General features: G+C 70.2%; 22 protein-coding genes and 1 pseudogene. 13 read left to right on the top strand and 10 right to left on the bottom strand.

Translation table 11 applies throughout. The features are described 5' to 3' along the window. Nucleotides 1-10 precede the first annotated feature (10 nt). Together ACIBJB_RS06585 and ACIBJB_RS06580 are read right to left on the bottom strand one after the other, a co-directional pair. Nucleotides 11-1,426, bottom strand: a complete 1,416-nt coding sequence (locus ACIBJB_RS06585; protein WP_398927161.1) for an amidohydrolase family protein — start codon at nucleotides 1,424-1,426, stop codon at nucleotides 11-13. Next, complete coding sequence (locus tag ACIBJB_RS06580) at nucleotides 1,419-2,558, bottom strand: enoyl-CoA hydratase/isomerase family protein (protein ID WP_398927159.1); 1,140 nt, start codon at nucleotides 2,556-2,558, stop codon at nucleotides 1,419-1,421. The genes ACIBJB_RS06585 and ACIBJB_RS06580 overlap by 8 nt, the downstream gene beginning before the upstream one ends. 129 nt (nucleotides 2,559-2,687) lie before the next feature. On the opposite strand from ACIBJB_RS06580, the gene ACIBJB_RS06575 reads away from it, so the two are divergent. The 6 genes from ACIBJB_RS06575 to ACIBJB_RS06550 all read left to right on the top strand — a co-directional run bounded on the left by ACIBJB_RS06575 (nucleotide 2,688) and on the right by ACIBJB_RS06550 (nucleotide 8,698). Then, nucleotides 2,688-4,265 carry a methylmalonyl-CoA mutase family protein gene (locus ACIBJB_RS06575; RefSeq protein WP_398927157.1) on the top strand — a complete coding sequence of 526 codons (1,578 nt, stop codon included), beginning with the start codon at nucleotides 2,688-2,690 and terminating at the stop codon, nucleotides 4,263-4,265. Then, on the top strand, nucleotides 4,265-4,729 hold the full coding sequence (locus ACIBJB_RS06570) for a cobalamin B12-binding domain-containing protein (protein ID WP_398927155.1): 465 nt from the start codon (nucleotides 4,265-4,267) through the stop codon (nucleotides 4,727-4,729). The genes ACIBJB_RS06575 and ACIBJB_RS06570 overlap by 1 nt, the downstream gene beginning before the upstream one ends. A 62-nt stretch (nucleotides 4,730-4,791) precedes the next feature. Further along, a complete protein-coding gene (locus ACIBJB_RS06565; RefSeq protein WP_398927153.1) occupies nucleotides 4,792-5,748 on the top strand; it encodes an LLM class F420-dependent oxidoreductase in 957 nt (318 codons plus the stop codon). 148 nt (nucleotides 5,749-5,896) lie between these two features. Beyond that, on the top strand, nucleotides 5,897-6,040 hold the full coding sequence (locus ACIBJB_RS06560) for a hypothetical protein (protein WP_398927151.1): 144 nt from the start codon (nucleotides 5,897-5,899) through the stop codon (nucleotides 6,038-6,040). A gap of 303 nt (nucleotides 6,041-6,343) precedes the next feature. Further along, nucleotides 6,344-6,712 carry a hypothetical protein gene (locus ACIBJB_RS06555; RefSeq protein ID WP_398927150.1) on the top strand — a complete coding sequence of 123 codons (369 nt, stop codon included), beginning with the start codon at nucleotides 6,344-6,346 and terminating at the stop codon, nucleotides 6,710-6,712. 336 nt (nucleotides 6,713-7,048) lie between these two features. Continuing rightward, nucleotides 7,049-8,698 carry an alkaline phosphatase family protein gene (locus ACIBJB_RS06550; RefSeq protein ID WP_398927148.1) on the top strand — a complete coding sequence of 550 codons (1,650 nt, stop codon included), beginning with the start codon at nucleotides 7,049-7,051 and terminating at the stop codon, nucleotides 8,696-8,698. Nucleotides 8,699-9,296: 598 nt separating this feature from the next. Here ACIBJB_RS06550 and ACIBJB_RS06545 read toward each other — a convergent pair. Beyond that, nucleotides 9,297-10,736: a hypothetical protein gene (locus ACIBJB_RS06545; protein ID WP_398928401.1), complete on the bottom strand. Its 1,440-nt coding sequence runs from the start codon at nucleotides 10,734-10,736 to the stop codon at nucleotides 9,297-9,299. Nucleotides 10,737-10,960: 224 nt separating this feature from the next. Here ACIBJB_RS06545 and ACIBJB_RS06540 point away from each other — a divergent pair, with 224 nt between their 5' ends. The 4 genes from ACIBJB_RS06540 (at nucleotide 10,961) to ACIBJB_RS06525 (ending at nucleotide 15,537) form a co-directional block, all read left to right on the top strand. Beyond that, a complete protein-coding gene (locus ACIBJB_RS06540; protein ID WP_398927146.1) occupies nucleotides 10,961-11,674 on the top strand; it encodes a LuxR C-terminal-related transcriptional regulator in 714 nt (237 codons plus the stop codon). A gap of 405 nt (nucleotides 11,675-12,079) precedes the next feature. Beyond that, entirely contained in the window at nucleotides 12,080-13,306 is a 1,227-nt protein-coding gene (locus ACIBJB_RS06535; protein ID WP_398927144.1) for a hypothetical protein, read from the top strand. A 94-nt stretch (nucleotides 13,307-13,400) separates the two neighbouring features. After that, the gene (locus ACIBJB_RS06530) at nucleotides 13,401-14,882 is read left to right on the top strand and encodes a histidine kinase (RefSeq protein ID WP_398927142.1); all 1,482 of its coding nucleotides are present in this window, start codon (nucleotides 13,401-13,403) and stop codon (nucleotides 14,880-14,882) included. Between the two features lie 4 nt (nucleotides 14,883-14,886). Continuing rightward, complete coding sequence (locus ACIBJB_RS06525; RefSeq protein WP_398927140.1) at nucleotides 14,887-15,537, top strand: response regulator; 651 nt, start codon at nucleotides 14,887-14,889, stop codon at nucleotides 15,535-15,537. A gap of 74 nt (nucleotides 15,538-15,611) precedes the next feature. Here ACIBJB_RS06525 and ACIBJB_RS06520 read toward each other — a convergent pair whose 3' ends face one another. From ACIBJB_RS06520 to ACIBJB_RS06505, 4 genes are read right to left on the bottom strand one after another with little or no spacing between them, the layout of a single operon-like run. After that, nucleotides 15,612-16,652: an NAD(P)-dependent alcohol dehydrogenase gene (locus tag ACIBJB_RS06520; protein ID WP_398927138.1), complete on the bottom strand. Its 1,041-nt coding sequence runs from the start codon at nucleotides 16,650-16,652 to the stop codon at nucleotides 15,612-15,614. A 27-nt stretch (nucleotides 16,653-16,679) separates the two neighbouring features. After that, a complete protein-coding gene (locus tag ACIBJB_RS06515) occupies nucleotides 16,680-17,465 on the bottom strand; it encodes an SDR family NAD(P)-dependent oxidoreductase (protein WP_398927136.1) in 786 nt (261 codons plus the stop codon). A gap of 9 nt (nucleotides 17,466-17,474) precedes the next feature. After that, nucleotides 17,475-18,143: a TetR/AcrR family transcriptional regulator gene (locus ACIBJB_RS06510; protein WP_398927134.1), complete on the bottom strand. Its 669-nt coding sequence runs from the start codon at nucleotides 18,141-18,143 to the stop codon at nucleotides 17,475-17,477. After that, a complete protein-coding gene (locus ACIBJB_RS06505) occupies nucleotides 18,140-18,886 on the bottom strand; it encodes an MMPL family transporter (RefSeq protein WP_398927132.1) in 747 nt (248 codons plus the stop codon). The genes ACIBJB_RS06510 and ACIBJB_RS06505 overlap by 4 nt, the downstream gene beginning before the upstream one ends. A 329-nt stretch (nucleotides 18,887-19,215) precedes the next feature. Between ACIBJB_RS06505 and ACIBJB_RS06500 the strand changes: the two are divergent. Beyond that, nucleotides 19,216-19,493 (top strand): annotated as a pseudogene (locus ACIBJB_RS06500) (metal-sensitive transcriptional regulator). Nucleotides 19,494-19,854: 361 nt separating this feature from the next. Here ACIBJB_RS06500 and ACIBJB_RS06495 read toward each other — a convergent pair. The 3 genes from ACIBJB_RS06495 to ACIBJB_RS06485 form a co-directional block, all read right to left on the bottom strand. Beyond that, complete coding sequence (locus ACIBJB_RS06495; protein ID WP_398927130.1) at nucleotides 19,855-22,101, bottom strand: protein kinase; 2,247 nt, start codon at nucleotides 22,099-22,101, stop codon at nucleotides 19,855-19,857. 193 nt (nucleotides 22,102-22,294) lie between these two features. Continuing rightward, a complete protein-coding gene (locus ACIBJB_RS06490) occupies nucleotides 22,295-22,948 on the bottom strand; it encodes a hypothetical protein (protein WP_398927128.1) in 654 nt (217 codons plus the stop codon). Nucleotides 22,949-23,123: 175 nt separating this feature from the next. Beyond that, nucleotides 23,124-23,531: a hypothetical protein gene (locus tag ACIBJB_RS06485; protein WP_398927126.1), complete on the bottom strand. Its 408-nt coding sequence runs from the start codon at nucleotides 23,529-23,531 to the stop codon at nucleotides 23,124-23,126. A gap of 417 nt (nucleotides 23,532-23,948) precedes the next feature. Between ACIBJB_RS06485 and ACIBJB_RS06480 the strand changes: the two genes are divergently transcribed. Both ACIBJB_RS06480 and ACIBJB_RS06475 read left to right on the top strand, forming a co-directional pair. Beyond that, the gene (locus ACIBJB_RS06480; protein WP_398927124.1) at nucleotides 23,949-24,521 is read left to right on the top strand and encodes a GNAT family N-acetyltransferase; all 573 of its coding nucleotides are present in this window, start codon (nucleotides 23,949-23,951) and stop codon (nucleotides 24,519-24,521) included. A 197-nt stretch (nucleotides 24,522-24,718) separates the two neighbouring features. Then, complete coding sequence (locus ACIBJB_RS06475; protein ID WP_398928398.1) at nucleotides 24,719-26,137, top strand: glycoside hydrolase family 76 protein; 1,419 nt, start codon at nucleotides 24,719-24,721, stop codon at nucleotides 26,135-26,137. Nucleotides 26,138-26,197: the final 60 nt, after the last annotated feature.

The following is a 26,197-nucleotide window of genomic DNA, read 5'->3' as shown; positions in this document are numbered from 1 at the left end:
CGGTGAGCCGTCAACGCGGGGGCAGGGGGCCGTACACCGCCCGACCTCTGACATATGTGGCCCGCACCAGAGCCGAGTCCAGGTGACGCAGGGCCTCATCGAGGGGTACGTGCAGCAGGACGAGATCGGCGCGCGCCCCGGTGGTGAGACGGCGAGGCGGGCCGCCGGGGTCGCACGGACGGGACAGCATGCCGCGCAGCACCCGTGCCGGCGACGTCCGTTCGCCCGGTGCCAGGACTCGTCCCGAGGGAGTCGTCCGGTCCCTGGCCGCTCGCAGACAGGCCCACGGATCCGGATCGCCGTACGGGGCGTCGCTGCCGGGGGCCGTGGTGACGCCGGCGCGCAGCAGACTTCCGTAGCGCCAAAGGTCGGCGTGTTCCGCGGGCGGGGTGCGTTCCAGGTAGGCGTCGCCCCGCCGGGCGATGAACGTCGGTTGGGTGATCACGCGCAGCCGGCGTGCGGCGAGTTCGCGGACGGCCGCGGTATCCGCGAGGGCGCAGTGCTCGATGCGGTCGCCGGCGTGATGTCCGGCTTCGTCGAGTGCGGCGAGGGTGAGGGCGAGCGCGGCGGGCGTCACGCAGTGCACCGCCACGGGGCGGCGCGCGGCATGGGATGCGGAGATCTCCCTTGCGAGGGCGGCGAGTTCCGGCAGCTCATGGTCGGCGACCACCAGTTTGCGGGCGCCGAGCCGCAGCCGTGGGTGGCTGACAGGGGTAGGGCGGTGCGTGACCAAAGACGTGACGTACTGGGGCAACTCGCCCCGGTGCAGTGCACCGGCCAGTACGGGCACGGCGGCTGAATCGGGGGTCGCGTCCGTGACGTGAGTGATCCCGAAGGCGGCCAGCCGGGCACCGATGGCGGTGAGAGAGGGCGGACGGGCGTCGATGCGCTCGCGCAGCCAGCCGTCCACGCGCCAGAGCCGTCCCGTCGCACGGCCGGAGCCGTCCCGCTCCACCCCGGGTGGCGCGGCGGCCGAGTCGGCGCCGAGGCGTTGCAGGGCTGCGGAGTTGACCACCCACAGGGCGCCCGAACGGTGTTGCACCCGCACGGGCCGCCCGTCGGCCCAGGTGTCGAGAATCTCCCTGTCCAGTGGGCCGTGTGCGCCGTCGTCGTAGCCCGTCGCTCGGATCCAGCCGTCCGGACCGGGGGCCGCGCCGCGGATGGTCCGGCCGAGTGTGGGGGCCGTGCGGCCCGACAGATCGACGGACGCGGCCTGCGCGGCCATCGCGGTCAGATGCAGATGGTGATCGGCAAGGCCCGGGAGCAGGGCGCCACCGCCGCCGTCCACCACGTTTTCACCCGGTGCGGCCCGCAGGCGGGGCGCGAGGGCGACGATGCGCCCGCCCCGTACGCGGCAGTCGCCCTGGTGACCGGGCGCCACTTCCACGGATCTGAACAAGACGGAGCCGCCCGGGAGGTCAGCCATGCGGCACACCGTCGACCATCCGGCTCCCTTGTACCGTGGCCGCGTCGAGCCCCTCCACCTCGTCCACCAACCCCCACCGCAATGCCGTCCCCGCGCCGATCTCCTCCCCGGTCAGCATCAGCCACGCCGCCCGCCACCGGCCCACCCGGCGGGTGACGCTGACCGTGCCTCCGGCTCCCGGAATCAGCCCCATCGACAGCTCGGGGAGCCTGAAGCGCGCATCGGCCGCCGCGGTCACCAGGCCCGCGAACGCGGCGAGTTCGAGGCCCGCACCGATCACGGGCCCGTGCACCCGCACCCTGACCCGGTCGCGCACCGCGTCCAGGAGGCGCCACGGCGCACGATCGAGCCGGACGACGTACGCCGCCACGGGATCGCGAGCGGAGCCGAACTCGGCCAGATCACCGCCGCTGCAGAACGCCGGCCCCGCGCCCTGGAGTTCGACCCGCTCGATGCCGGCATCCCACACCGCCGCCTCCAACGCCGCGTACAACTCCTCGCGCATCAGGGCCGACAGCGCGTTGCGCCGCTCCGCATGGTCCAGCTCGATCGTGAGCAGCCCGCCGTCGCGCGTCGCCCGTACGAGAGGCCCCACCGGGGCAGCGGGGCGCGGAGCCGTGCGCTCGGCGAGCCATCGCGCGAACTCAGGTCCGCCGAGCAGCATGGAGTACACGGCGGCCTCCGCCGCGAGACCCCGCACCGTGTCGAGGCAGGCCGTCTGCCGCAGCAGATGCCCGAGGGCCAGGCCCGCCCCGAGCCGGTGCGCGACAGCCTCCTCGAGCTGGGCGTACGCCTCACCGACGTGCGCGACCGGCATCAACTCCGGCCGTTCGGCGATGACATCGGGCCCGGCCAGGGTCAGGGTCAGGGCGTCGAGCAGGGGGGCGAGGCGCTGCGGCGGCGTGTGCCGGGCCACGCCGACGACCATCGGCAGCATCCCCCGTACAGCCGTGGCGCACCGCACGATCTCCGTGTCACCGGCGGCGTGCCACCGGTCGAGATCCAGAAAGTGCAGCACCCGACCCGGTGCTCCCTCCGGGCCCGGCAGCAGACCGGCGTCGGCGGCGGCCGCCCGTGCTGCTGACACGGTCGTGCCCTCCCACTCCGGGAAACCTGCGTTCTCCCAGTTCACCCCGTAAGGGTAGAACGAGAGTCGAGGCCGCCGACAGCCCTCTGCGTGAAGCTTCCAGTCGCTGATCCATCCCCTTGTTCTCGAAAGCGGTATTGGCATTCTCGTATTCCGCAAGTAACGTATCCACCGATGGACGCCTCCTCGCACACCTCGTCGGGCATCCCGCTCAAGCCGGTCTACGGACCGCAGGACCGTGGTGCCGAGCCGCCCCCGCCGGGCAGCTATCCCTTCACCCGCGGCAATTACGCGACCGGTTACCGGGGCCGCCTGTGGACTCTGCGCCAGTACTCGGGCTTCGGCACCGCCGAAGAATCCAACCGGCGTTATCGCTACCTCCTCGACCAGGGAGGCACCGGTCTGTCCGTGGCCCTGGACCTGCCCACCCAGTGCGGATACGACTCCGACGACCCCGAGGTGGCCGAGGAAGTGGGCCGGGTCGGTGTCGCCGTCGACACCCTCGCGGACGCCGAGGTGCTCTTCGACGGGATACCGCTCGACCGGATCAGCACCAGCTTCACGATCAACGGCACCGCCGCGATCCTCCTCGCCTTCTACGTGGCGGCGGCAGAACGCAAGGGCGTGCCGCGGGAGAAGCTCACCGGCACCATCCAGAACGACATTCTCAAGGAGTACGCCTCGCGCGGCACCTGGATCTGGCCCGCGGAGCCGTCCCTGCGCCTGATCGCGGACACCATCGAGTTCTGCGCCGCCGAGGTGCCGAGATTCAACGCGATCTCGGTCGCCGGAGCGCACTTCCGCGACGCGGGAGCCAACGCCGTGCAGGAGATGGCGTTCACGCTGGCCGACGGAGTCACGTACTGCGACACGGTCCTCGCGCGCGGCCGGATGACCATCGACCAGTTCGCGCCGCAGGTCTCGTTCTTCTTCTACACGCACGGCGACTTCTTCGAGGAGATCGCCAAGTACCGTGCCGGGCGCAGGCGGTGGGCCACGATCGTGCGCGAGCGCTACGGGGCGGAAAGCGACAAGGCCGCGATGTTCCGCTTCGGCTGCGTGGCGGGCGGGGCCTCCCTGTACGCGCCGCAGGCCCGCAACAACACCGTGCGCGTCGCCTACGAGGCGCTCGCTTCCGTGCTTGGCGGCGTGCAGTCGATGTTCACCGCGGCCTGGGACGAGCCGTTCGCGCTGCCCAGCGAGGAGTCGGCCACGCTCGCCCTGCGCACCCAGCAGATCCTCGCCCACGAGACCGGTGTCACGCGCGTCGCCGACCCGCTCGGCGGCTCGTACTTTGTCGAAGCCCTCACCGACGCCACCGAGGCCCGCATCGTCGAGATCATGGACGACCTCGACGCCCACGGCGGCATGGTCCGCGCCATCGAGGACGGCTATCTGCAAGGCCTCATCGCCGACGAGGCGTACCGCATCCATCAGGCGACCGAGTCGGGCGAGCGGCCGGTGGTGGGCGTCAACTGTTTCGTCTCCGACGAACCCGCGCCGGAAATCGCCACCTACGAACTCGATGCCAAGGGGCGCCAGTTGCAGCTCGACCGGCTCGCCCGGGTCAAGGCGGAACGCGACCCTTCGGCCGTACGGACCTCGCTCACTGCACTGGCCCGCGCTGCCGAAGGGACGGACAACCTCATGCCCCTGCTCGTCGACTGCGCCCTCGCGTACTGCACGGTCGGAGAGATGGTGACCGCGCTCAAGGACGTGTGGGGCGAGTTCCGGCAACCGGTGGTGTACTGATGGCCGGCGCCCGCATCCTCGTCGCCAAACCCGGACTCGACGGACACGACCGAGGAGCGAAGATCGTCGCACGTGCGCTGCGCGACGCGGGCTTCGAGGTCATCTTCACCGGCATCCGGCAGCGCATCGACGACATCGTCGCCACCGCGGTCCAGGAGGACGTCGCGGTGGTCGGACTGAGCATCCTGTCCGGCGCCCATCTGGCGCTGACCCGCCGCACGGTGGAAGCACTGCGTGCCGCGGGCGCCGAGGACATCGCGGTGGTCGTGGGCGGCACCGTCCCGGCGGGCGACGTGCCCCGGCTCCTCGACGCAGGGGCGGCCGCGGTCTTTCCGACCGGCGTGCCACTGGACGAACTCGTCCACAACGTGCGCAAGTTGACAGCCCAGGCGGACGCGGCGGCCCTGGGCCTCGGGGGCGCCGCGCCACCCGCGCCACCCGCCCCATCCGACCGGGCCGTGTGAGCCGCCCCCTGCGCGCGGCACAGGTCCGCGGCGCCAGCCCCGAACCAGCAGGAGGACATACCGTGCGCACAGGCGTGATGATCGGCCCCGAGCGCGGTGACAGCGCCCGCAAAGCCGCCCGGATGCTCGACGATGTCGCGTGGGCCGAAGCGGCGGGACTCGACACGGTGTGGGTCCCGCAGATCCCCACCGACTTCGACGCGCTGACCGCCGTGACCCTCATGGGCACGCGTACCACCCGGATCGAATTGGGCACCGCCGTGGTGCCGTTGCAGGCACAGCACCCGATCGCCCTCGCCCGCCAGGCTCTTTCCGCCCACGCGGCCACCGGCGGCCGGCTCGCCCTCGGTGTCGGCCCCTCGCACCACTGGGTGATCCGCGACATGCTCGGCCTGCCGTACGAGAAGCCTGCCGGCCTTACCCGCGACTACCTCGACGTCCTCGACGCGGCACGCGCAGCCCCCGGTCCGGTCGACGTCGAGAACCCCACCTTCAACGTCCACAACCCGCTCGACATCGGGCCGGTGACCCCGCTGCCCGTCCTCGTCGCCGCTCTGGGGCCGGTCATGCTGCGTCTCGCCGGCGAACGCGCGGACGGCACGGTCCTCTGGATGGCCGACGAGCGCGCCATCGCCGACCACGTCGTTCCCCGCATCACGAAGGCCGCCGAAGCCGCCGGCCGCCCCGCCCCGCGTATCGTGGCCGGTGTCCCCGTCTGTCTGTGCGAGCCCTCGCGGGTCGACGAAGCCCGCGAGCGCGCCAACCGCATTCTCGGCGAGGCCGAGATTTCCCCCAACTACCAGCGCCTTCTCGAGCAGGGCGAGGCCCGCGACATCGGCGACCTGTGCGCGGTGGGCGACGAGAAGGCGATCCTGTCCCGTCTGCGCCGCTTCGCCGACGCGGGCGCCACCGACCTCTCGGTGCGCCTGCTCCCGATCGGGGACAACCGCGAGGAACTGATCGCCTCCAAGCACCGGACCCGCGAACTGATCGCGACGCTCGCCGCGGAGCTTCGCTGAGAGGACATCCTGCCGTATGGGACGGTCACCTCCGGTGGGCCTGGCTGACGTAGAGCACGACAGTCTTCTCCGTGTGCGGCGTGCGCAGTCCCTGCAGCTCCTCCGGACCACTGGTCCGGCCATCGCGGTCAGGGCGAGGGGCGGGGTGATGAACACGCACCAGCGCCAGGACGTGGACTGGGTGAGGACGACGCCGACGCCGGAGACGGCGCCGTACACGCCGAAGGCCCGGCCCCGCTCGGCGGGTTCGGTGCAGGTGAGCGTCAGGAGCGTGGTGTCGGCCGGGCAGTAGGCGATGCAGAAGTGAGGCCTTGGCACCTCGGGGACCGCCGGTGCGGTGCCACGGTCTCCGCGTCCGCGCCTTGTTCGTCTCCTCCGTTCGCGGCGCTCAACGGTGGCATCGTCGGCCCGCACCACGCGGCGAGCAATGCTGCGCCCGGCCTACGCAGCCATCGGCCACTGTTTCGCTCGCCGTCTCACCAGCCCCCGCCAGCCCGCTTGGCGGATCGGGCAGGTCCTCGGTATCAGATCACCGGTCCGGATTGGTGATCACGAGATCAGCCACAGGTCCCCGTCCCACACGATGCTGCGTACGGTGACCCGCTTCTGCCAGTCCGCCGACCGGGCTCTGGCACCACGCCACGTACCGGTCCTGCGCAAGTTCGGAACACCGGATGAGCGCGCCCAACTCGCCGACACGACGATGCCGTTCGCCGGGAAGGCAAGGACGGATCTGCGGAATCCCGAGGAAGGGGTGGTGCGCTTCGAGCACGACCACTATCTGAAGATGTCGCCCCTGACGGAACCGAAGGTCAAGGACGACTTCCTCTTGCTCGACGAAGCCCAGAACGCCAACCCCGTCCTTGAGCAGGTCTTTCGCCGCTCAGCGCGACCGCGCACAGTTGGTGATGGTCGGGGCTCAGCCCAGGCCATCTGCGGGTGGCGCGGTGTCCGTGCTGCGTAGCGAGTGGCCACAAACGTCGCCACCCCTGCCGTTCGGTTGACAGTCCGCCGGGATGGTCACCGTCGCCGACATTCGACGTCCTCGTCCAGTTCACCGAACAGAGCAGTGAGCTCTTGCAAGCACGCTCGCGCTCGGCGTCCGTCCCGGTGGCGAACGTGTCGGGCTGCCCACCGGTGCGGCGGACGTCCCTCCTGCTTGGCGAGAACCAGACCTGCTTGATGAAGACCGGACCGCTCCTTCGCTGTGCGTTCACGCATGCGCCGTTCCCGGTACGCAAGGCGGGACTCTGATGGGCCGGACCCTCGCAGTTCGCCCCGAACACCCTGAGAGACCCATATGTCCAGACGTTACGTCAGGCCCGCCTCCATCCTCGTAGCCGCCGGAGTCCTGACCGGCGTGACTGCCGTCCAGCCCTCGGCGTTCGCCGCCTCCCACCACCGGGCCCCCGCCAGGCACATCCTGCTGATCTCGGTCGACGGCCTGCACCAGTCGGACCTGGCCTGGTACGTCTCCCGGCACCCGAACTCCGCGCTGGCCCGGCTGGTCCGCGGCGGTGTGGAGTACACCCACGCCAAGACCACCACGCCGTCCGACTCCTTCCCCGGCATGGTCGCCCAGGCGACCGGCGGCGGCCCCGGCACCACCGGTGTCTACTACGACGACACCTACAACGCGGCGCTCCTGCCCGCCGGGACCACCAGCTGCAAGGCCGTCAAGCCCGGTGTCGAGGTGGACCTCACGGAGGACCTGGACAAGAACCAGGCATCCATCGACGCCGGCCAGGGACTCACCGGCCTGCCGGACAGTATCCTGTCGATGACGGGCAACCCGGCGAGCCTGATCAACGCATCCAAGCTGCCGGTCGACCCCAAGACCTGCAAGCCGGTCTACCCGCACTCCTACCTCAAGGTGAACACCGTCTTCGAGGTGGCCCGCAGCGCGGGGCTGCGCACCGCGTGGTCGGACAAGCACGCGGCGTACGAAATCCTCAGCGGGCCCTCGGGCACCGGCATCCAGGACCTGTTCACGCCCGAGATCAACAGCGACGCCCTCGGCTACCCGGCCGGCGACGACTGGACCAAGGACAACCAGGCCACCGAGCAGTACGACGGCTACAAGGTGAAGGCCGTCCTCAACGAGATCGACGGTTACGACCACAGCCGTACCCGTAAGGTCGGCACCCCGGCGATCTTCGGCCTCAACTTCCAGTCGGTCTCCACCGCGCAGAAGCTGCCCGCCTCCGACGGCCTCCAAGGCGGCTACACCGCCAAGAACGTGCCCGGACCGCTGCTGACGAAGAACCTGGACTTCGTCAACGCGCAGATAGGCGCCCTGACTTCGGAGATCGCCGAGCGGCACCTGGCCGACAGCACCACGATCGTCCTGTCCGCCAAGCACGGCCAGTCGCCCACCGACCCCACCGCGCTCACCCGGATCGACGACGGCCCGCTCCTGGACGGCCTCAACGCCGCCTGGAAGAAACTCCATCCCGCCGCCGGTGACCTGGTCGCGCACTCCGTGGACGACGACGCGATGCTGCTCTGGCTGACCGACCGCTCGCAAGCCGCCACCGACTTCGCCAAGACGTACCTGATCGCGCAGAACGGCACCGGTACCGACATCAGCGCCGCACCCAAGGCCTTCACGCGCAGCGGGCTCAGCAAGGTGTACGCCGGGAACGCCGCGGCCCGCTACTTCCACGTCGAAGCCGGCGACGCCCGTGTCCCGGACATCTTCGGCCTCGCACAGTACGGGGTCGTCTACACCGGCGGCACCAAGAAGATCGCCGAGCACGGCGGCGCCCATTCCGACGACCTCGAAGTCCCGTTGGTCGTCTCGGGCGCCTCAGTTCCGGTCGGCGTGCGCGACTCCGCGAGCGTGCAGACCAAGCAGATCGCACCGACGATTCTGAGCCTGCTCGGTCTGAACCCTCGCTCCTTGCAGGCCGTGCGCGAGGAGCACACCACGGCGCTGCCGGTCCGCTGACCGGTCCGGTGCGTCCCGGCCTGACGTGGGCGGGGGCGCACCGGCCGAACGCACCGGCCGACTGCCGCACCAGGTGATGACTGGTGCGGCCGATGAGGCTGCTACGCACATCAGCTGCCCCCGTCCGGCGTTGTGCGGTGCTTGTACGCAGATTGCCTGGCTTGCGGCAATGGTGTCGCGCCGTTGCTGAGGTGCCGCTTCCGTCCAGGTCGGTGTCACCGTGCGGTGGACGGACGCCGGTGTGGCACGGGATGTCCAGTCCTCGCGTCAGCAGGTCCACAGCACCGGGTGAGATCGAGCCGGTGGGCGGCCAGCTGAGCGGCGGTCGACATCACGCCGTACGGGGGCCGGAGGAGTGCTGGCCGGGCTCCTGTGATGTGTCGGCGACGGTGTCACGGCCGAGGGCGAAGTCGTCGTAGGTCGCGCGTGGGCGCGCAGGAGCAGTGGGCGATGCGTTTGGCGGCTGGACGCAGGTGGCCTGCACAGCGCCCTGGCGGCAGCAGAAGGCTGTGCGGTGCGCCCGTCGGTCGAGCGCCGTGTCCGACCTGCTCCGGTCGGGGCCGGTCGGACACGGCGACGTACGGGGAACCCGCCCGGGCTACACCTTGCCGTCCGCGAGCTTCCACTCCCGGTGCAACGTGCCCAGGGGGATGGGGTATTGGAAGACGGGGGTGCCAAAGACGGACAGCTGGAGCACCAGGGTGCCGCTCAGGTCGACGCCTCCGTAGAGCGTCCAAGCACCGGTCACTCCGATAGCGGGCTTGCTGTCGGAGCCGGCCGGGATGGTGCCGGTGACAGTGCCCGCGGCTTCGGCACGCAGGTAGGGGGCCAGGTCGGCGGAGATGCCCACGGCGCCGTAGAGGCCGACGGAGGGCTGTACACCGAGGGCCGCCTTCACGCGTCCGGCGGCCGTGACGGACGTACGGACCGGGGTGCTTGCCATGTGGGATTCGCTGACCGGTGTCCAGCCCTTGCCCGTGACGAAGGTGCCGCCCGCCTTGAAGTCGCCCTTGAAGTTCTGCTGGACGTCGACGGTGACGCTGCCGTCCGCACTGACCTCGAAGTAGCAGGTCAGGTCGAGGTTCACCACGACGGGAATCGGGCCCACCTGGATCACGGGGTCGGCGTGCAGCTTGGCGAACGGCACCCGGTACGGCTTCGCGGAGGCGGCGACGCGCCCCTTGAGCGCCCACTGGGAGGACCAGTCACCGGCGACACCGAGTGAGGCCGCCCCCGGTCCGGAACCGGTGGAACCGGCCGAGGCCCCTCCGTCGTAGGAGAAGTCGACCTCGGGTGCGACCTGGACGAACCCGGACACCGATGCCGCCGCCGAGGCCGGTGCGCCCTCGGCCGTGGCGACCTTCGTGGCGACGTCGACCCGCAGGCTGCCGAGCGGCACCCTCGTGCCCTCGGGCCCTGAGTGGATGTCTCCCGTCTTCGCCCAGGAGACCTTCACGTCGGGCAGCAGGCGCTCGATGTCGAAGGAGGCGGGGTCGACGGGGACGGTGCCCTTGGCCTGGCTGTCGCCGAGCAGGGTGTCCAGGGTCGTCGGTGCGGTCTGCACCTCGGTGCCCTCGGCCGTCTCGTCGATCACCTTGGTGACCTTGACGAGGAGCCCGTCCGGTGCGCCGGGCGCGGGTGCGCTGGCGATGACGTCACCGACGGTGGAAGGGCGGGGGGCCGCGGTGCCACCGGGCGTCACGCTCGGCGACGGCGAGGAACCCCCGCTGTCGGCAGCGGATATGACAGCCCGTCGGGTACGGCTGTCGTACGACCTGACCTTGAGGGAGGTCTTGCGTGCTCTTCCACCGACCGTGCCGGGCCGCGCGACGGCCGTCGAGGCGGGCGCCGCCGCGGGGGCGGCGGCCACGGCGAGGGGCTGGTCCTTGTCCGCAGTCGCGGTCGCGGAGGTTCCGGCGTCCGGGATCCGTTCGGCGGCGGGGGAGTGGGAGCCGGGGTCTGCGGAGCAGCCGGCTGCGACGAACAGGGCGGAGGCGGCGAGCGCGGGCACGAGGGCGCGCAGGGGCCGCTTGCGAATGCGCAAGATCAGTCCTGAGGGGGGTGGAGGGTATCTGGAGTTACCGGTGGGTAACTGTCAGCTGGGTGTGAGCATGTCATGAAGGGTGTCGGGTCGCCACTCCATCCTGAGTGACCTACAACACGGCCACAGAGACGCGAACTCTCGTTGTAAGGAAGCAAGTTGATTCTGTGTCAGGCAGTGGCGTCGGGCGGGGTGACGTTGACGAATCCGCGCGTCAGGCTGTGTGGAGGAGCGACGGAGAGTTCGAGACCGCCTACCGCCACCCGGTCGAGATCTGCTCACCAGAGACGGTGCCCGCCTGCACACCCGCGGCGCTGTGGGTTCTGCTCGACCTCGTCGAGGCGGCCGTCCGCGCCGGACGGACGGCAGAAGCGAACGCGCACCTGGCCGACATCCACCCCTCAGGCGTCGCCGACCTCTCGCCCCGGCTCGCCATGGTCGCGGCCGCTGCAGCCGGGATGACGGCCCCGGCCGCGTCGTTCCGCGAGGCGTTCAACACAGCGCTCGCCACCCCGGGAGCAAGCCGCTGGCCGTTCGCACAGGCGCGGATCCGGCTCGCCTACGCCGAACACCTCCGCCGAGCACAGTGCGCCTCCGATGCCCGGCACCAACTGAGGAACGCCCCCAACACCTTCGAACGCCTCGGCGCCGCCCCATGGGCGGCACGCGCACTCGCCGAACTCCACGCAAGCGGCACACCCACCACCCACCCGGCCCCCGGACCGACCGTCACGCTGCCCCCGCAGCAACGCGAGATCGCTGCGCTCGCCCCGGCGGGCCTCACCAAAAAGCAGATTGGCGAACGGCTCTACTCCTCTCCCCGCACTATGAGCACCCACCTGGACAATGCGTCCCCCGAGCTCGGCATCAGCTCACGAGCAGCACTACGCGACACACTCGCAGAGCAGCCACCCGTCAGGGTCAGAACGGCATGAACATCGCGAGAGTTCCGGAGCGCGATCGCGTAGGCGCAGGTCCAGGAGAAATCCGACGGCGCGCGGGTGCCCCGGATCTGCGTCGACGTGCGTCCGCACCATCCCGGTCAGCTCTGCGACCGTGGCCGTCCGCTCCGAGCAGGTCTGGTTCGCCTCCGAGCGCGGGAGCAGCGCCGGCAGATTGCGCACCGTCCGGCGCTGGTCGGAGGATTCGTCCGACAGAGCACCGGCGAGCGGGCTCCAGGTGGCCTGGTCGTCGCACAACCGGGTGCGTCGGGTTGCTGATGTCGTCTGGCCGGTGTGCCGATCGGACCGGGAGTGTGGCCGGTCGGCCGACGCGGTGTCGCGGTGGGTGCCTCTAGCGTCGTTCGGACCGGGCCACCGCGTTTTCGAGGGGAATGTTCGATGGATCAGCCAGGGACAACCGCACCACACACCTACGCCACGGCCGTGATCGGGGCGACCATGGAGTTCGAGCCGGATGTCATGGACCTCCTCGTGGGGGCACTGCGCCGTGGGGTCAGGCACGAGTTGCCGGCCGTGGGGACGGACACGCTGCTGGGAGAGCTCGTGATGGGGGACACGGACGCCGGTGCGGCGATCGCCCCAGGGGTGCGGGAGGCCGGTTCACTCAGCGGCATGATCTCCGGCCGGGCGGGCCGGGGTTGGGTGAGCCACGACGAGGCCTACGATGCGCCGGTCGCGGCCTGCGCGGAAGCCGACGGGGTGGAGGTTGATGCCGCCTGGCGTGAGGCGGGATGGCGCTTCGGCCTCGGCTCGCGCGGACCGGCTTCGCAGAGCCCGGTGCTGCCCGCGATGACCGGGGCAATGCGCGGATGCCTGCTCCTCGCACTCAGGTCTGCCCGCGCCGAGGGGACGATCTCGGTGCGCTGCCGCCATGTTGCCCGTGCCCTGCTGGACCTGCCGGGCAGCAGGGCAGGGGAGGCCCTGCTGCTGCAGAAGCTGGATACGGTCGCTGCGGCAACCAAGCTCGACGCGCTGGACGCGAGCGCCCCGGCGCGGAGCGAGGGGCTGGAATCCCGCGGTGTCGCCCTTCTGCGCCGGGCCGGAACGCTGGGCAGGAGCGGCAACCGCCTGACCCGCGCGCTGACTTCGTGGACCTCCGGTACCTCCGTGAACGGCTCACCGCTGCTGTTCGCGGTCTCGGTGGAGGCCGTGCGGCAAGCGGTACGGTGCGGGCGCGCCGCGGCGGAGCCGGTGGACCTTCTGCTGGGGATACTGGCCCTGGACCGGGCCCTGTCCGTTGCCGGGCAGTCGCTTCCCCGGAGTCTGGCGGACGCCAACGCTGCCGCGGCCCTTATGCGCCGACACGGTGCGCGGCAGGTTTCTTTGGTCTCCTCGGCTTCGACGATCCCGTCCGCCGTCGTTGCCGAGGGTGACCGGGTGCGTCTGTCCGCTGCCGCCGACCGGATCATGGCGGTCGCCCGGCTGTCCGCCGCCGAGCACGGTTCGCCCACGGTCGGGACGCTCCACCTGTTGTCCGCGCTGCTCGACGAGCCGGCGGCGGACGCGGACGCCGGGGCCGGTGGCGCGATCGTACGGCTGCTGGCCGCCGGCCAGGTGGACATGGCCGCACTGCGGGCAGAGTTGAGCCTCCGGCTGGGCGCATGACACCCGAGGCCCGCCGTGCGGCGACCACGACCAACGCGGCTACCGTTCTGCCCGGGAGATCGACGGTGGCCGGGCAGGGGTGATGATGAGTCAGATGTCCCAAGACGTACAGCCGCCGCGACCGTCCGAGCGGCTGGCGCGCACGCTGGCCGGCGTGGCGGGGTGGGTGCGCCGGGAGGCGGCCGAGGGCTGGGCCGCTGTACGTGCCGCCGAGCGACGTACGGTCGTCGGCGAGGCGCTGGCCTGTGTTCTGGCGGCAGCTTTCTGCCTGCTGCCGCTGTTGACGGTGCCCGTGGAACGGCCGCTGTCAGCGGTACTGGAGGGAGTGTGGGCGGCGCTGGTCGTCCCCGCTCGGCGCGGTCGGCCGGCCGCCGCCGTTGTGTGCGCCTCCTTGCTGTTCGTGGGCACCAACATATGGACGCTGGCGGTGGTACCGCTGATCGTGCTCTCCGCCACCCGTCGTATCGCACCGCCGCGTCGCGTGTGGCAGGTCGCGGGGGTGGCCTGTGCCACCGTCGGTGTTCTGACCGTCGCCTTTGCCCCGGTCCACTCCGAGTCCCTGCTGTTGCAACTGGCCGGCAACGCGGTCTCAGCGCTGCTGCTCGTACTGCTCCCCACCCTGGCCGGAACCCTGCTGGGGCAGCGGCGGCCCCTGGTCAGCCTGCTGCGGGAACGCAACGCCTATCTGGAACAGACCCGCACGCTGGCCGCCGCTGCCGCCCGAACCCAGGAACGGACCCGGATCGCGGGAGAGATGCACGATCTCCTGGGCCACCGCCTGAGCCTGATCTCGGTGCACGCGGGGGCCCTTGAACTCACCGCCGCGCGACAGGCACCCGCCCTCGTGGAACAGGCCGAGCTGCTGCGTACGACAGCCGGTACGGCCATGGGGGAACTTCGCGAAATCCTCGGTGTCCTGCGGCACTCGGACCTCACGGACCAGTCGGACAGCACCGGGGAAGACAAGGGAACGCGTGAGGACATCACCGCTCTGGTGACGGAATCCCGGCGGACAGGCAGCACCGTCGAGCTGGACTGGTCCGTTCCCGACCCGCCCGAGCTCGACCTGCGTACGCGTCAGGCGATCCACCGGATGGTCCGCGAAGGACTGACGAACGTGCTGAAACACGCAGCCGGCGCCCCCACCAGGGTAGAGGTGAAAGGCACCGACAAGGGGATCGAGGTGTCCGTCAGCAACGAGGCACCGCGGGCGGCGAACCACTCCCAGGGCGGAAGCCGCAGCGGGCTGGCCGGCTGCCAGGAACGGATCGCGTTGCTCGGCGGCACATTCGCAGCGGGCACCCTGACGAACGGAGGCTTCCGTATGGCGGCTTGGCTGCCCACCCATGGCAGGACCCTTCCACCCACGGCACATGAGGGGGCCTTCGTCGAAACTCCTCCGGACACGGTCCGCCTTCCCTCCGCAGGCATGGGGCAGGAAGGCGCCCGTGCCCCGTTGTCGGACGAGATCCTGACCTGGCCGAGGGTCCTGGGATCGGGTTGTGTGGCGCTGCTCGTGGTCCTGCCGACGGTGGGCTTCCTTGTCGTACTGCTGACGACAGCAGCCCTAAGATGAGCTGATGATCCGAGTCCTGATCGCCGATGACGAGGCACTGATGCGTGCGGGAATCCGGCTGATCCTGCAGAACGCCGAGGACATCGAGGTGGTCGCGGAAGCAGGCGACGGTCGCGAAGCCGCTGCGGCGTGCCGGGCCCAGGACATCGACGTCGCGCTCCTCGACATTCAGATGCCCACCCGGGACGGAATCTCGGCCGCCGAGGACATCGCCCGTCTTTCGCCTCGTACCTGTGTCGTGATGCTGACGGCGTTCGGCGAGGAAGCGAGTGTGACGCGAGCCCTGCGGGCCGGGGCGAGCGGCTTTCTCCTCAAGGACACCGGTCCCGCCGATCTGATCCGCGCCGTGCAACTCGCCGCGAAGGGCGAACCGGTCCTGGCACCCAGGATCACCCGGCAGTTGCTGGAACGCCACGTACGGTCCGGCCGGGACACCGAGGCAGCTGTGCGCAGGACCCAAGAGCTGACCCCGGCCGAACGGGATGTCCTGCGGCTGCTCGGCGCGGGCCTGTCCAACGCGGAGATCGCCGATCAGCTCTACCTGAGCGCCGGCACGGTCAAGGCGCACATCAGCCGGATCCTCACCCGCACCGGCTGCGCCAACCGCGTACAGGCCGCCGTCCTCGCGCACGACGCGGGGCTGCTCGCTGGGTGATCGGCACGGACGGGCCGGCCCCGGCGTAACCGGGGCCGGCGGAGCGCTGGCGGCTGTGAACCGCCGTAGGTGGCTCAGTGGTTGGGAAGGATGACAGCTCGGCCGTTGACCTTCCCGGTGTGCAGTCGCTCGTAGGCGAGTGGGGCCTCGTCGAGGGAGTACGTCTCGGTGTGTACGGACACCGCACCCGAGCGGGCCAGGTTCAGCACCTCGACGAGTTCGCTCCGGCTGCCCCAGTAGGGCGCGGCGACCGACACCTCGAAGGGCAGGGACCCGAAGCCGACGGGCAGGGCGCCGCCGCCGATGCCGACGATGGTGACGTCGCCCTCCACGGCGGCCAGGGCACCCGCGGTTCGCAAGGTGGGCTCCGCGCCGACGAAGTCGAAGACGGCCTCGGCGCCGAGACCGCCGGTCAAGGTGCGTACGGCGGCGGCCGCGCCGGCATCGGAGAGCACCGTCTCGTGGGCGCCGACCTCCTTCGCCAGCCGCAGCTTGTCCTCGCTGACGTCGAGGGCGATCACGCGGGCCGGCGTGAGCGCGCGCAGCAGTTGGATGGCGACGTGGCCGAGGCCGCCGGTGCCGATGACCACGGCCGTCGAGCCGGGGACCAGCTTCGGCAGCGATCGCTTGATCGCGTGGTACGGGGTGAGGCCGGCGTCGGTCAGCGGGGCGGCGGCGACCGGGTTCAGGCCATCGAGCGGTACGAGGTGGCGCGGGTCGTCGACGAGAAGGTACTCGGCGATCGCGCCCGGCCTGCCGAGCCCCGGCGGCCGGATGCCCAGGGCGTCCGCGCGCAGGCAGTAATTCTCCTTGCCCTGCGCGCACTTGGCGCAGGTGCCGCAGCCCCAGGGCCCGTACACCGCGACCGCGTCGCCCTCGCGTACACCGCTGACGCCCGCGCCCAGCGCGACGACCGTGCCGACACCCTCGTGGCCGAGGGTGAGCGGAAGCTCGTAGGGGAAGTTCTCGGCGGGCCAGCTCATCACCGCGATGTCGGAGTGGCAGACGCCGGCGGCGGTGACCTTCAACAGGACCTGGCCTGGGCCGGGCTCGGGGTCTGGGACCGTGACCACCTCGGGGGCGGCGCCGATCGTGCGGTACTGCAGTGCCTTCATGACGCGAAATTCCTTTCTGCGGCCGGCTCAGAGAGCGGTGTAGGCGCCGTCGACCAGGTGGTAGCTGCCGGCCACGAAGGAGGCGCGGTCGGAGAGCAGGAAGACGATCAGCTCGGCCACCTCCTCGGGGCGGCCGAGGCGGGCGATCGGATGCAGGCCGACCAGGCCGTCGTACGCCTCCTGGTCCATGTCCTTCAGCAGCGGCGTCTCGATGAAGCCGGGGCCGACGGCGTTGACGCGGATGTTCTTCGCGGCGTACTCGGCGGCGGCGGTCTTGGTCAGGCCGACCACGCCGTGCTTGGCGGCGACGTAGGCGGAGGAGCCGGCGAAGCCGACCGAGCCGAGGATGGAGGCCACGTTGACGATCGCGCCGCCCTGCCCGTTCGCCTCGATGGCGGGGAGCTCGTAGCGCAGGGAGTAGAAGACTCCGTCCAGGTTGGTGCGGATGACCCGGCTGTAGGCGTCGAGGTCGTACTCGCCGGTCGGGGCACTCGGGCCACCGATGCCGGCGTTGTTCACGGCGAGGTGCAGTGCGCCGAAGGTGTCCACGGCAAAGGCGACGGCGGCGGCAACGGACTCGGGATCGGTCACGTCGAGCTTCACGGCGGCGGCCTTGATGCCCTCGGCCTTGAGGTCCTCGGCGGCCTGCGCCGCGCCCTCGGCGTTGTAGTCGGCGATGACGGCGTTCGCGCCGCCGGCTCCGAGACGGCGGGCGGTGGCCAGGCCGATGCCGGAGGCGGCGCCGGTGACCAGGGCGGTACGACCGGCGAACTCACTGTTGTAGGTGAACTCACTGCTGGGGGCGGTGCTCATGTGTTGTTCTCACTGTTCGGAAGGGGGTTCGGCGGCCGCGGAGGCGGCCTCCGAGATCAGGGCGTCGTAGGCCCGCTCCACCAGGGCGGCCAGGTCTGCAGCGCCCGAGTCGTGGCCCTCACTGGCGCGCGCCCAGGCGCGCAGCGCTGCGGTGAGGACTCCGGCGGCGGCGTCCACGACAACGGCTGGGCGCATGTCCCGTACGTCGTCAGTGTCGAGCCGCTCGGCGATGATGCGGATCGACTCCTCTTGGGCGTCGACCCGGATGCGTTCGTAGGCGGCGAACAAGGCGGGCTCGGCGTCCACCAGGGTCAGCAGCCGCCGCATCCGGGGCCGCAGATGATGCGCCGGGTTCTCCTGGTCGGCGAGCCACGCGCGCACCGCCCGCCGGTATGCGAGCAGCGGCGGTTCTCCGGCGGGCCGGACGCGCAGCAGGTCGTTGATGCGGTCGCCGTCACCCCGGACGAAGTCCAGGGCCGCGTCCTCCTTGCCGGTGAAGTGCCGGCTGAAGGTGCGGCGGGTGACGTCGGCTTCCTCGACGATCGCCTCCACGGTCGTGGCCGCCAGCCCGCGTTCCAGGATCAGCTCCACAGCGGCGCAGGCCAGCGCGTTCCGCGTCTGCTGCGCCTTGCGCCGCCGCCGGTCCTGCGTCGGGTGGACTGGCTCCGTAGCCTTCATGGTTGCCAGCATACGCCTTGATGTCCCATTGGGACACATGTCCCACCGGGACACTGAGGCGGGCACCGTCCCGGCGGCCCGCACCGCCTGCGCGTCGATGATCCCCGCAGTGGGCTCGGCCTCGCGGCCCTCGCGCTCACAGCGTGGATCATCGCGTCGAGGTTGGCGGTGTTGAAGTCGCTCCACATCGTCGAGGCGCCGGTCGCGCGCACGGTGATGTCGTCGGTCGACAGCTTCCGAAGGGGGTCCTTGAGGTCGTCGGCGGCGCGCACCATGTCGTCTGTGTTCGCGTCGGCGCCGCCGAGGACGACCGCGGTCTGCCCGTCCCGGCTGATGCTGACCCCTGACTGGGGTGCGATGACCTCGCCGATCCGGTTGTCGGCCTTCAGCTCGCGGGTGACCTCGGCGATCACTTTTCGCACGGGCGCATCGGTGACCCTGTCGCTCTTCGAGCTGACGACCACCTGGATCGCGGATGAGGCGTTGCCGCCGAAGTGCTCCTGGGCCAGTTCGCGCACCCGCACCGACTCCGAGCCGTTGCTCTGCCAGCCCGCTCCGGACAGAACCGACGTGACCTGAGGCGCGAATGCGCCGAGCACGGCCACCACGACCAGCCAGCCGATCAGTACGTGTTTGAAGTGCCCCGCGGTCCAGCCACCGAGCCGCCCCAACAGCCCGGACCGTCCTGGCCGTGGTGGTTCTGGCTCATGCCCCGTCACCTGCGGGAACGTCGTGCTGGTCACATGTCCTCCTTGCGTTGGATACCCGGGGGGGTATTGGTGAGAGTAGAGGTATACCTAGGGGGTATTGGAGGAGTGCGCCACTCGGCTTCAGGCACCTCGGGCAGTACGGGGACGGGTGGGTTCCCCGATCGGTTCGGGGGGAGGAGCTTCACCAGCTGGGCTCGTGCCCGTTGGAGGACCGCGCCGACGGTCACGCCTGCATCCGTCCGGGAGCCTTGCGTGGACCATGTACCGGTGCCGCCGGCTCTGTTCGTGATCAGCGTTCACGACTCGTCGACCTTGCGCAGAGTGGAGTGCATTACCCCAGGGCGTATGTCTGGCGAGTGATGATGGAGCTCGAACTCGCGAGCGCCGAACTCCGAGCGGTCCTGAGCCGGCTGCGCAGGGCGCAGGGGCAGCTTTCCGGGGGGGGATGATCGAGGAGGGCCGTGACTGCGAGGACGTCGACACGCAGCTCGCCGGTGCCTCCCGCGCGCTGGGCCGCGCCGGCTTCGCCACCGGCCTGCAACAGTGCCGCGCGGAACAGGGCCTGCCACGGCGGATACCTCACCGCGCGGCCGGCCCATCCGCCTGGCTCGCTGGATGCCGTCGTCTCCATCGCCGCTAGGAGCGCAAAGCCGTGGGGGTCTCCGAGGTGTTGACGTCTAAAAGTGATCCGAACCCAGGTTCGGCGACCGCCGACAGTCGTGCCGGGGCCCAGGCGTGCGCCGACCCCGCCCCAGTGGCGAGGTGGCTCGGGTCCTGCTCGCAGGCGCGGGTGAAGTTCCGCCCGGAGCCAGCCCCGGCCGACTCACAGCACCGGTTCTGCGCGGCGAAGAACGCCAGGGTGTTGTTCTTGTCGCCGCGCTGCGGGACGGAGTTGGTGAGTCGTCCGCGAGCTGGTCCGTCCAGCGGGCTTCGATGCAGCGGCCGCTGCGGCCTCGCAGCAGGCGTGTACGTCGGTCGACGCGCCGGACATGTGCCCTATTTCAGGTGTTCGGCAATCCGTAGACCCGGTCGTAGTGGTGCGCCACCAGATGTCCGTCTCGGTCACAGGAGATCTGCCAGCCGTTGACGCCTGTGTCGCGGCCGTCCGTGAAGTTCCACCTCAGGCGCCCGGAGGCAGCCTCGATGGCGAAGAAGCCGTCCTTGTTCTCGAGGGCGGCAGCGTAGACGGCCTGCGGTCCCACGGCGATGGGATGGTCGCCGTCGAGGCGGGGCGTCTCGCAGAACCAGCGCTGGGAGCCGTTCGCCGCGTTGAAAGCGTAGACGCCGTAGGGGTCGTTGCCGATGGCGTAGACGGTGTTGCCACCCACTCCCAGGGAGGCGAACAAGCCGTGCTTGGGCTTTGCCCGCCAGCGGAGCCTGCCGGTGCTCAGTTCCAGGGCGATGAGCTCGGAGCCGACGGCGAACACGGTCTGGCCGAGTACGGCGAGGCCTGGCCGGAGGTCGTAGCCGACGGGGTGCCGCCAACGCAGGGTGCCGGCGTCGCGGGTGCTGCGGACCGAGACGTTGCGCAGACCGTCGGCGTAGACGAAGTAGTCGGACGTGACGACCGGTTGGAGGCGGATGCCGACGTCTTCCGGGCTGATCGGTATGACCCGGGCTTGGCGGGCCTGGAGGTCGACGCCGAAGACGGCGTCGGTGGATGTCGCGACGCCCTGTTCGGCCGACTGGCGCTCCAGTCGAGCACCGAGCACGGAAACGCTGAAGCCCTCGTAGGCGCCCAGCAGTTGGTCGAACTGGAAGTCCGCGCCGAAATCGAGGGTGAACCGCTCCGACCCGCTGGCCGGATCGACGCCGATCACCGTGGCGCCCGTACCGAGTGCGACGGCCGCACCGTCGGTCAACAGGACGGGAGTGGGCGAGACACTGATGCCCTGGTAGATCCACTTGGGGCGGGAGCCGTTGTCGAGGTCGAGGCAGATCATCGTGCCCGGGCGGGCCTTGAGCAGGGCGGTGCTGTCGCTGAAGACCGCCGGAGCCTGCAGCAACGGGGCGCTGAGGTAGACCCAGCTCGGCTCGGGCGCCGGGACCAGTGAGGACACAGGGTGGGTGCGAGGTTTTCTGCGCACGGCGACGAGAGCGGCGACACCTCCGACCACCGCCACTCCGGCACCGGCGGTCAGGATCGAGCGCCGGGAGGGACCGGAGTATGCGGGGGAACGGCGGTGCACACGCGGAACCGAAGTCTCCGGGTCGGACTTCCCGAGCTTCTCGGACTTCTCCGGATCCGTCGGGCCGAGGAAGTTGGACTCTGCCCGGGGTCCGTGGCCGCCGTCCGCACCGGCCCTGCTGTCGGCGATGCCGGGGGCGTCGGGGGCGATCGGAACGACGGCCGGAGGTGACACGAGATCCATGACGGCGGCCTGATAGCGAGCGACGGTCGCCGCCACCGGAGCGGGCAGCCAGGACTCGGTCAGCAACTGTTCGACGCCGCCCGGAGCGCACGCCGCGGACAGCCGGTCGGGGCTGATGCGCAAGGCGGGATCCTTGGCCAGACAGAGACTGATGAGCTTGTCCAGTGGCTCAGGCACCCCGGCCAGGTCGGGCCAGCCGTGGGCCACCTGGTAGAGGAGAGTCGCTGCCGCGGCACCATCGAAGGGCGGGTGCCCGCACGCGGCGAACGTCAGCACCGAGCCGAGGCAGAAGACATCCCCTTCCGCTCCCATCGGCTCTCCCGTGGCCTGTTCCGGGCACATGTACTCCAGGGAGCCGAACACACCGCCTGCGGCGGTGAGTTGATAGCCGTCGCGGGCGCGGACGATACCGAAGTCGATGACGCGTGGTCCGTCGGCGGCGAGCAGTACGTTGGAGGGCTTCAGGTCACGGTGCACCAGCCCCTGGGCGTGCACCGCGGTGAGCGCCTCAGCCATGCCCGCGCCGAGGGCGAGAACCGACTGCACCGGCAGCGGCCCGTGTTCGGCGATCGCCTCGGCCAAGGTGGGACCCGGAATATATGTGGTGGCGAGCCACGGTGTTTCCGCGTCGGGGGCGGCGTCCACCACGGATGCGGTGTAGGTGCCGCCGACGGCCGCCGCGGCCGCTACTTCGCGTCGGAAGCGGATGCGGAAGTTCTTGTCCTCCGCCATCTCGGGACGGATGACCTTGACCGCGACGGTTTGGCCGGCCGGTGAGGTGGCCAGGTACACCCGGCCCATACCGCCTGCTCCGAGTTGGGCCACGAGGCGGTAGGGGCCCAGGTGTTCGGGATCTTCTGGGCGCAATGGCTTCATACCCGCGGCTGCCTGTTCTGAGTGGTGGCAGACGGGAGTCCCGCCCGCTGAGTGGGGGAGAGGCCCGGCAGGGGTCTGGCAACACAGTAGGGGCTGGAGTGACCACTGAGGTTCATCTCGAGAGGTGCTCCACGCTACCCGGAAGTAGCTGACCAGCCCTTCTCCCTTTCATACGAGCCCATTTGACGGAGCGTCATGTTCTTGGTGACACGTGCCTGTACAGCGGGAATAGTGCACGATACGCAACAGCGCTGGTACGGAATGCCTGCATGCACCAAAGACCTCCGATGTGTTGAAGCTCACCCGTTCCGTCCGCGACTGCTTGGTCACGTCGAGAGGGTGAGGAGGTGGTCGCGGACCGCGCTGGGGGAGCCCAGGTGAGGATGACCGGGGCGCTGCCGGTGGGGACCTGGAATTTGTTCAGTTCCTGCAGGGCATGCGCGGCGCGGCGGCGGCCGGCTGGAGTGGCGTCGGTGTCCATCTCGTCCAGGATCGGCAGGACGCGGTGCCTGTCCACCAGTACAGCCGCGTCGGCGAGGGTGATGCCCTGGTTCCGGAACTGCTGGTGGACCTGGTGGGCGAGCCATTCCTGCAGAGGGCGGTCGGTGTCCCAGCCGGCCAGCGAGAAGCGGACCGGGGCGGGGTCGGTGTCGGTGCGGCCCGGGTGGGTCAGCAGACCGAGGAGGAGGTCCAGGGCGTGCAGGATTTTGCCCGCGCCCGGTTCGCCGGTGATGGCCAGCCGGGCGGGGTGCAGACTCTGGTAGTAGCCGACGATGTCGGCGAGTTGGCCGTGAGGGGCGGCGCCGGTGGCGTTGTTGGCGGGCTCGGTGTGCTGGTGGAAGGCCACGTCGATGCGATGAGCGCCGGCCCGATCAGCTGGGCACGCTGCCGGGTCTCGGCCACGGCCACGGCCGCGGCCAGCGTTTTCGTCTTTGCGTCGGTGTCCGCCGCGGCCTCGCTGCGGTCGTCACGGTAGGCGGCCCAGGCCAGGTAGGCGCCTGGCACGGTGGGGGCCAGGGCGATCAGCGTGGCGGACAGCGCGCCACCTCAAACTGCCTGGACAGCCACAACGCCAGCGCCACGGTCGTGACCTGCAGGACTGGATAGGTGATGACTGCCCGGCGGGTCCGCGATCGTTGCATGGGATGCATGGTCGCCAGCCCGCGAAGTAACAGGCAGATATCGTCACCTTCGGTGCCGGACTGTGACAGGTCGTCGCATGCCTGCGCCGAGGTCTTCTTCGTACGAGGCGGAGCCGCCCACTTCGCCCAGGCGGCGCAGCACGGCCCGGGCACCGGGCACCACGGTGGCGACGTGTCCCGCTCAAGGAGGTTGGACCGGTTGTCGGGTCCGATCCGGCGCCGTACCGCGCGGATGCTGGTGAGCGTGCCGCCGATGCACTTCGGGTCGATCGGCATCTTGGGGTGCACGGCGAAGTGGTCCCGGAGCCGGCCGAATCCTGAACACAGCTGGAGCCCAGACCGTCTTTCCCGCGCCACCGAGCTCTCGGGGTCCCGATGCTGTCGATGTGGCTCGGGAGCACGGTTCAACCAGGTGAGGCGCGGTCCGCTTCATTACCGGGCAGATGAGGCGGACCGCAGACACGCCCACATCGGCGCATCGCCCCATTCAACGCGCAGGTCCTTGACGGCGACACGGACGCGTCAACTGATCACATCAAGGCCCGTCATCGACCGCAACCGGGCAGCCCTTTGCGGCAGCGGTCGGGGCCATCGAGCAAAACCGATTGCCCGGGCGTGGGACAGTGCGCAGAATCTCCGCTGTGATCTCTCAACGTAGTGACCGCCACCATCCGGACTTCGCTACGCACATTGAGGATCACCATTTTGAACCACGTCATACGTGAGTATCGCCCTGCGGACGAGACGTCCTGGCTGCGCTGCCGGGTGCTCTCCTTCCTGGGGAGTGCCTACTTCGACGACGTCCTGAAGACCAAGCCCGAGACCCCCGCTCCAGGCTTCGGGCTGGTCGCCGCCGAGGAACGCGGGACCGTCATCGGGATCATGGACGTCACCGTCGAGGGCGAACTGGCGACCATCGACACCGTCGCCGTCCACCCCGACCGCCAGCACCAGGGCATCGGCCGTGCCCTGCTCGCCGAGGCGCGCGCCCGCGTCGGCACGCTGGGCGTGCCGACGCTGGACGCCTGGACCAGGGACGATCAGGACACACTGCGCTGGTATCGGGCGATGGGCTTCAACGAGAGCAGGCATTACCTTCACGTCTACGCCAACTACTACACCGACGCCGGCGAGCCGGACCGGGCCATCGGCGAACGACGGACAGGGCTACGGCCGATGACGGCCTTCCTCCACGCCGACCTCAGAGACGAACAGGTCATGCGCGGGCAGTTCGCCCGAGTGCACGTCTGCCGCCGCTTCGCGATGGACGTCGTCTAATTGTCCGGCGAGGGGGCGACGGTGTGCCATTAGGTCCAGACCATTGACGTGTGCACCGCTTCCGGTTAGCGTCTGCGACACGCTTTCAAGGACCAGCCCCTGTGCCCCCACCGCAGTGTTCGGCAAGCCTCGGGAGTTCTTCCATGCACGCCAAGCGATCACTGTTCGCCGCACTCCTGCCGAGTCTCCTGATAACGATGTCAGTCGTCCTGGTGCAGGTCGCTCCCACCGCCACCGCCACCGCCTCCGTGGCCGCGGAGGCGGTGTGCAACAACTACTGCGACGCGCGGGACCCGGCCCTCAGCAGCCAGGACCGCAGGCCCGTCACCGCCACGCTCTTCTCGCGCACCTTCGTGCTGCACTTCGACGACGCCGACGCCATGGGCTGGGCGTCCGTAGGCAACGGCAGCCCCGGGGACGAGGTGTGGATGGACCGCTCGTTCGACGGTGGGCGCACCTGGTCCTCGGGCAGCAGGATCGGCGCGACCACGATCCCGGCCGGCCAGACCGGCTGGCGGACCATGATGTACAACGTCGATGACTGGGCGAACCACGGCGTCGGCGCGTTGCGCGCCTGCGGCAAGGCCGCCGACCGCACCGACATCGTCTGCACGCCCTGGGCCCGCTCCACCTGGAACGCCGCCGACCGGCGCACCGCCGCGGCCACCGCGCAGATGCAGTTCTACGACTACGGCACCGGCCTGTTCGACACGACCGGATGGTGGAACTCCGCCAACGCGCTGCACGCCGTCATCGACAACGCCCGGGTCACCGGCATGAAGAGCTACACCTACGCCATCGACCGTACCTACGACCTGCAAGTCAACGCCGCTGCCGGGCAGTTCCGCAACGACTACATCGACGACACCGGATGGTGGGGCCTGACCTGGATCGCGGCCTACGACCTGACCGGTGACCGCCGCTACCTGGCCACAGCCCGGGCCGACGCGGACTACATGGCCTCCTACTGGGACAACACCTGCGGCGGCGGTGTGTGGTGGAGCACCGCGAAGACCGTGAAGAACGCCATCCCCAACTCCCTCTACATCGAGCTCAATGCCGCCCTGCACAATCGCATCCCGGGCGACACCACATACCTTCGGCGCGCGAGGACGGACTGGGCGTGGTTCCAGGGCACCGGCATGGTCAACTCCGACCAGACGGTGGGCGACGGAATCAGCCTGAGTACGTGCAAGAACGGCAACGCCACGGTCTGGTCGTACAACCAGGGCCAACTGGTCGGCGGTCTGACCGAGCTGTACAAGGCCACGGCCGACTCCTCCGTCCTCACCGCTGCCCGCCGTATCGCCGACGCCAACACCACCTCCAGCAGGCTCAACACCTCGGCGGGCATCCTCAAGGACCCCTGCGAGAGCGGTGACTGCGGTGCCGACGGGCCCTCTTTCAAGGGCGCCGACGTACGGGGCCTGGCGAAGCTCAACGAGGTCCTGTCCGACCGCCCGTACACGGCGTACCTCAGCAGGCAGGCCGCTCAGGCGTACGCGTCCGACCGCAACGCGCTCGACCAGTACGGCTTGCGCTGGTACGGCCCCTTGGACAAGACCGACGCCGCCCGCCAGCACAGTGGCCTCGATCTGATGAACGCCGCCTCCTGACTCCCATCAGCGGCCCGTGTCCCAGGGAGTCTCCGCCCTCACGTCTTCGCACCAAGAACA

The sequence above is a fragment of the Streptomyces sp. NPDC050759 genome, from assembly GCF_044456945.1.
Taxonomy (GTDB): domain Bacteria; phylum Actinomycetota; class Actinomycetes; order Streptomycetales; family Streptomycetaceae; genus Streptomyces.
The sequence above is the reverse complement of the archived record's forward strand: the minus strand, read 5'-3'. Positions and strand labels throughout refer to the sequence as shown.

Excerpts from the sequence above, each read along its gene's own strand:
- ACIBJB_RS06570 (WP_398927155.1), top strand. The coding sequence starts at position 4,265 with ATGGCCGGCGCCCGCATCCTCGTCGCCAAACCCGGACTCGACGGACAC.
- ACIBJB_RS06535 (WP_398927144.1), top strand. The coding sequence starts at position 12,080 with ATGGATCAGCCAGGGACAACCGCACCACACACCTACGCCACGGCCGTG.
- ACIBJB_RS06525 (WP_398927140.1), top strand. The coding sequence starts at position 14,887 with ATGATCCGAGTCCTGATCGCCGATGACGAGGCACTGATGCGTGCGGGA.
- ACIBJB_RS06575 (WP_398927157.1), top strand. The coding sequence starts at position 2,688 with ATGGACGCCTCCTCGCACACCTCGTCGGGCATCCCGCTCAAGCCGGTC.
- ACIBJB_RS06585 (WP_398927161.1), bottom strand. The coding sequence starts at position 1,426 with ATGGCTGACCTCCCGGGCGGCTCCGTCTTGTTCAGATCCGTGGAAGTG.
- ACIBJB_RS06550 (WP_398927148.1), top strand. The coding sequence starts at position 7,049 with ATGTCCAGACGTTACGTCAGGCCCGCCTCCATCCTCGTAGCCGCCGGA.
- ACIBJB_RS06520 (WP_398927138.1), bottom strand. The coding sequence starts at position 16,652 with ATGAAGGCACTGCAGTACCGCACGATCGGCGCCGCCCCCGAGGTGGTC.
- ACIBJB_RS06515 (WP_398927136.1), bottom strand. The coding sequence starts at position 17,465 with ATGAGCACCGCCCCCAGCAGTGAGTTCACCTACAACAGTGAGTTCGCC.
- ACIBJB_RS06495 (WP_398927130.1), bottom strand. The coding sequence starts at position 22,101 with ATGAAGCCATTGCGCCCAGAAGATCCCGAACACCTGGGCCCCTACCGC.
- ACIBJB_RS06530 (WP_398927142.1), top strand. The coding sequence starts at position 13,401 with ATGTCCCAAGACGTACAGCCGCCGCGACCGTCCGAGCGGCTGGCGCGC.
- ACIBJB_RS06510 (WP_398927134.1), bottom strand. The coding sequence starts at position 18,143 with ATGAAGGCTACGGAGCCAGTCCACCCGACGCAGGACCGGCGGCGGCGC.
- ACIBJB_RS06560 (WP_398927151.1), top strand. The coding sequence starts at position 5,897 with ATGAACACGCACCAGCGCCAGGACGTGGACTGGGTGAGGACGACGCCG.
- ACIBJB_RS06475 (WP_398928398.1), top strand. The coding sequence starts at position 24,719 with ATGTCAGTCGTCCTGGTGCAGGTCGCTCCCACCGCCACCGCCACCGCC.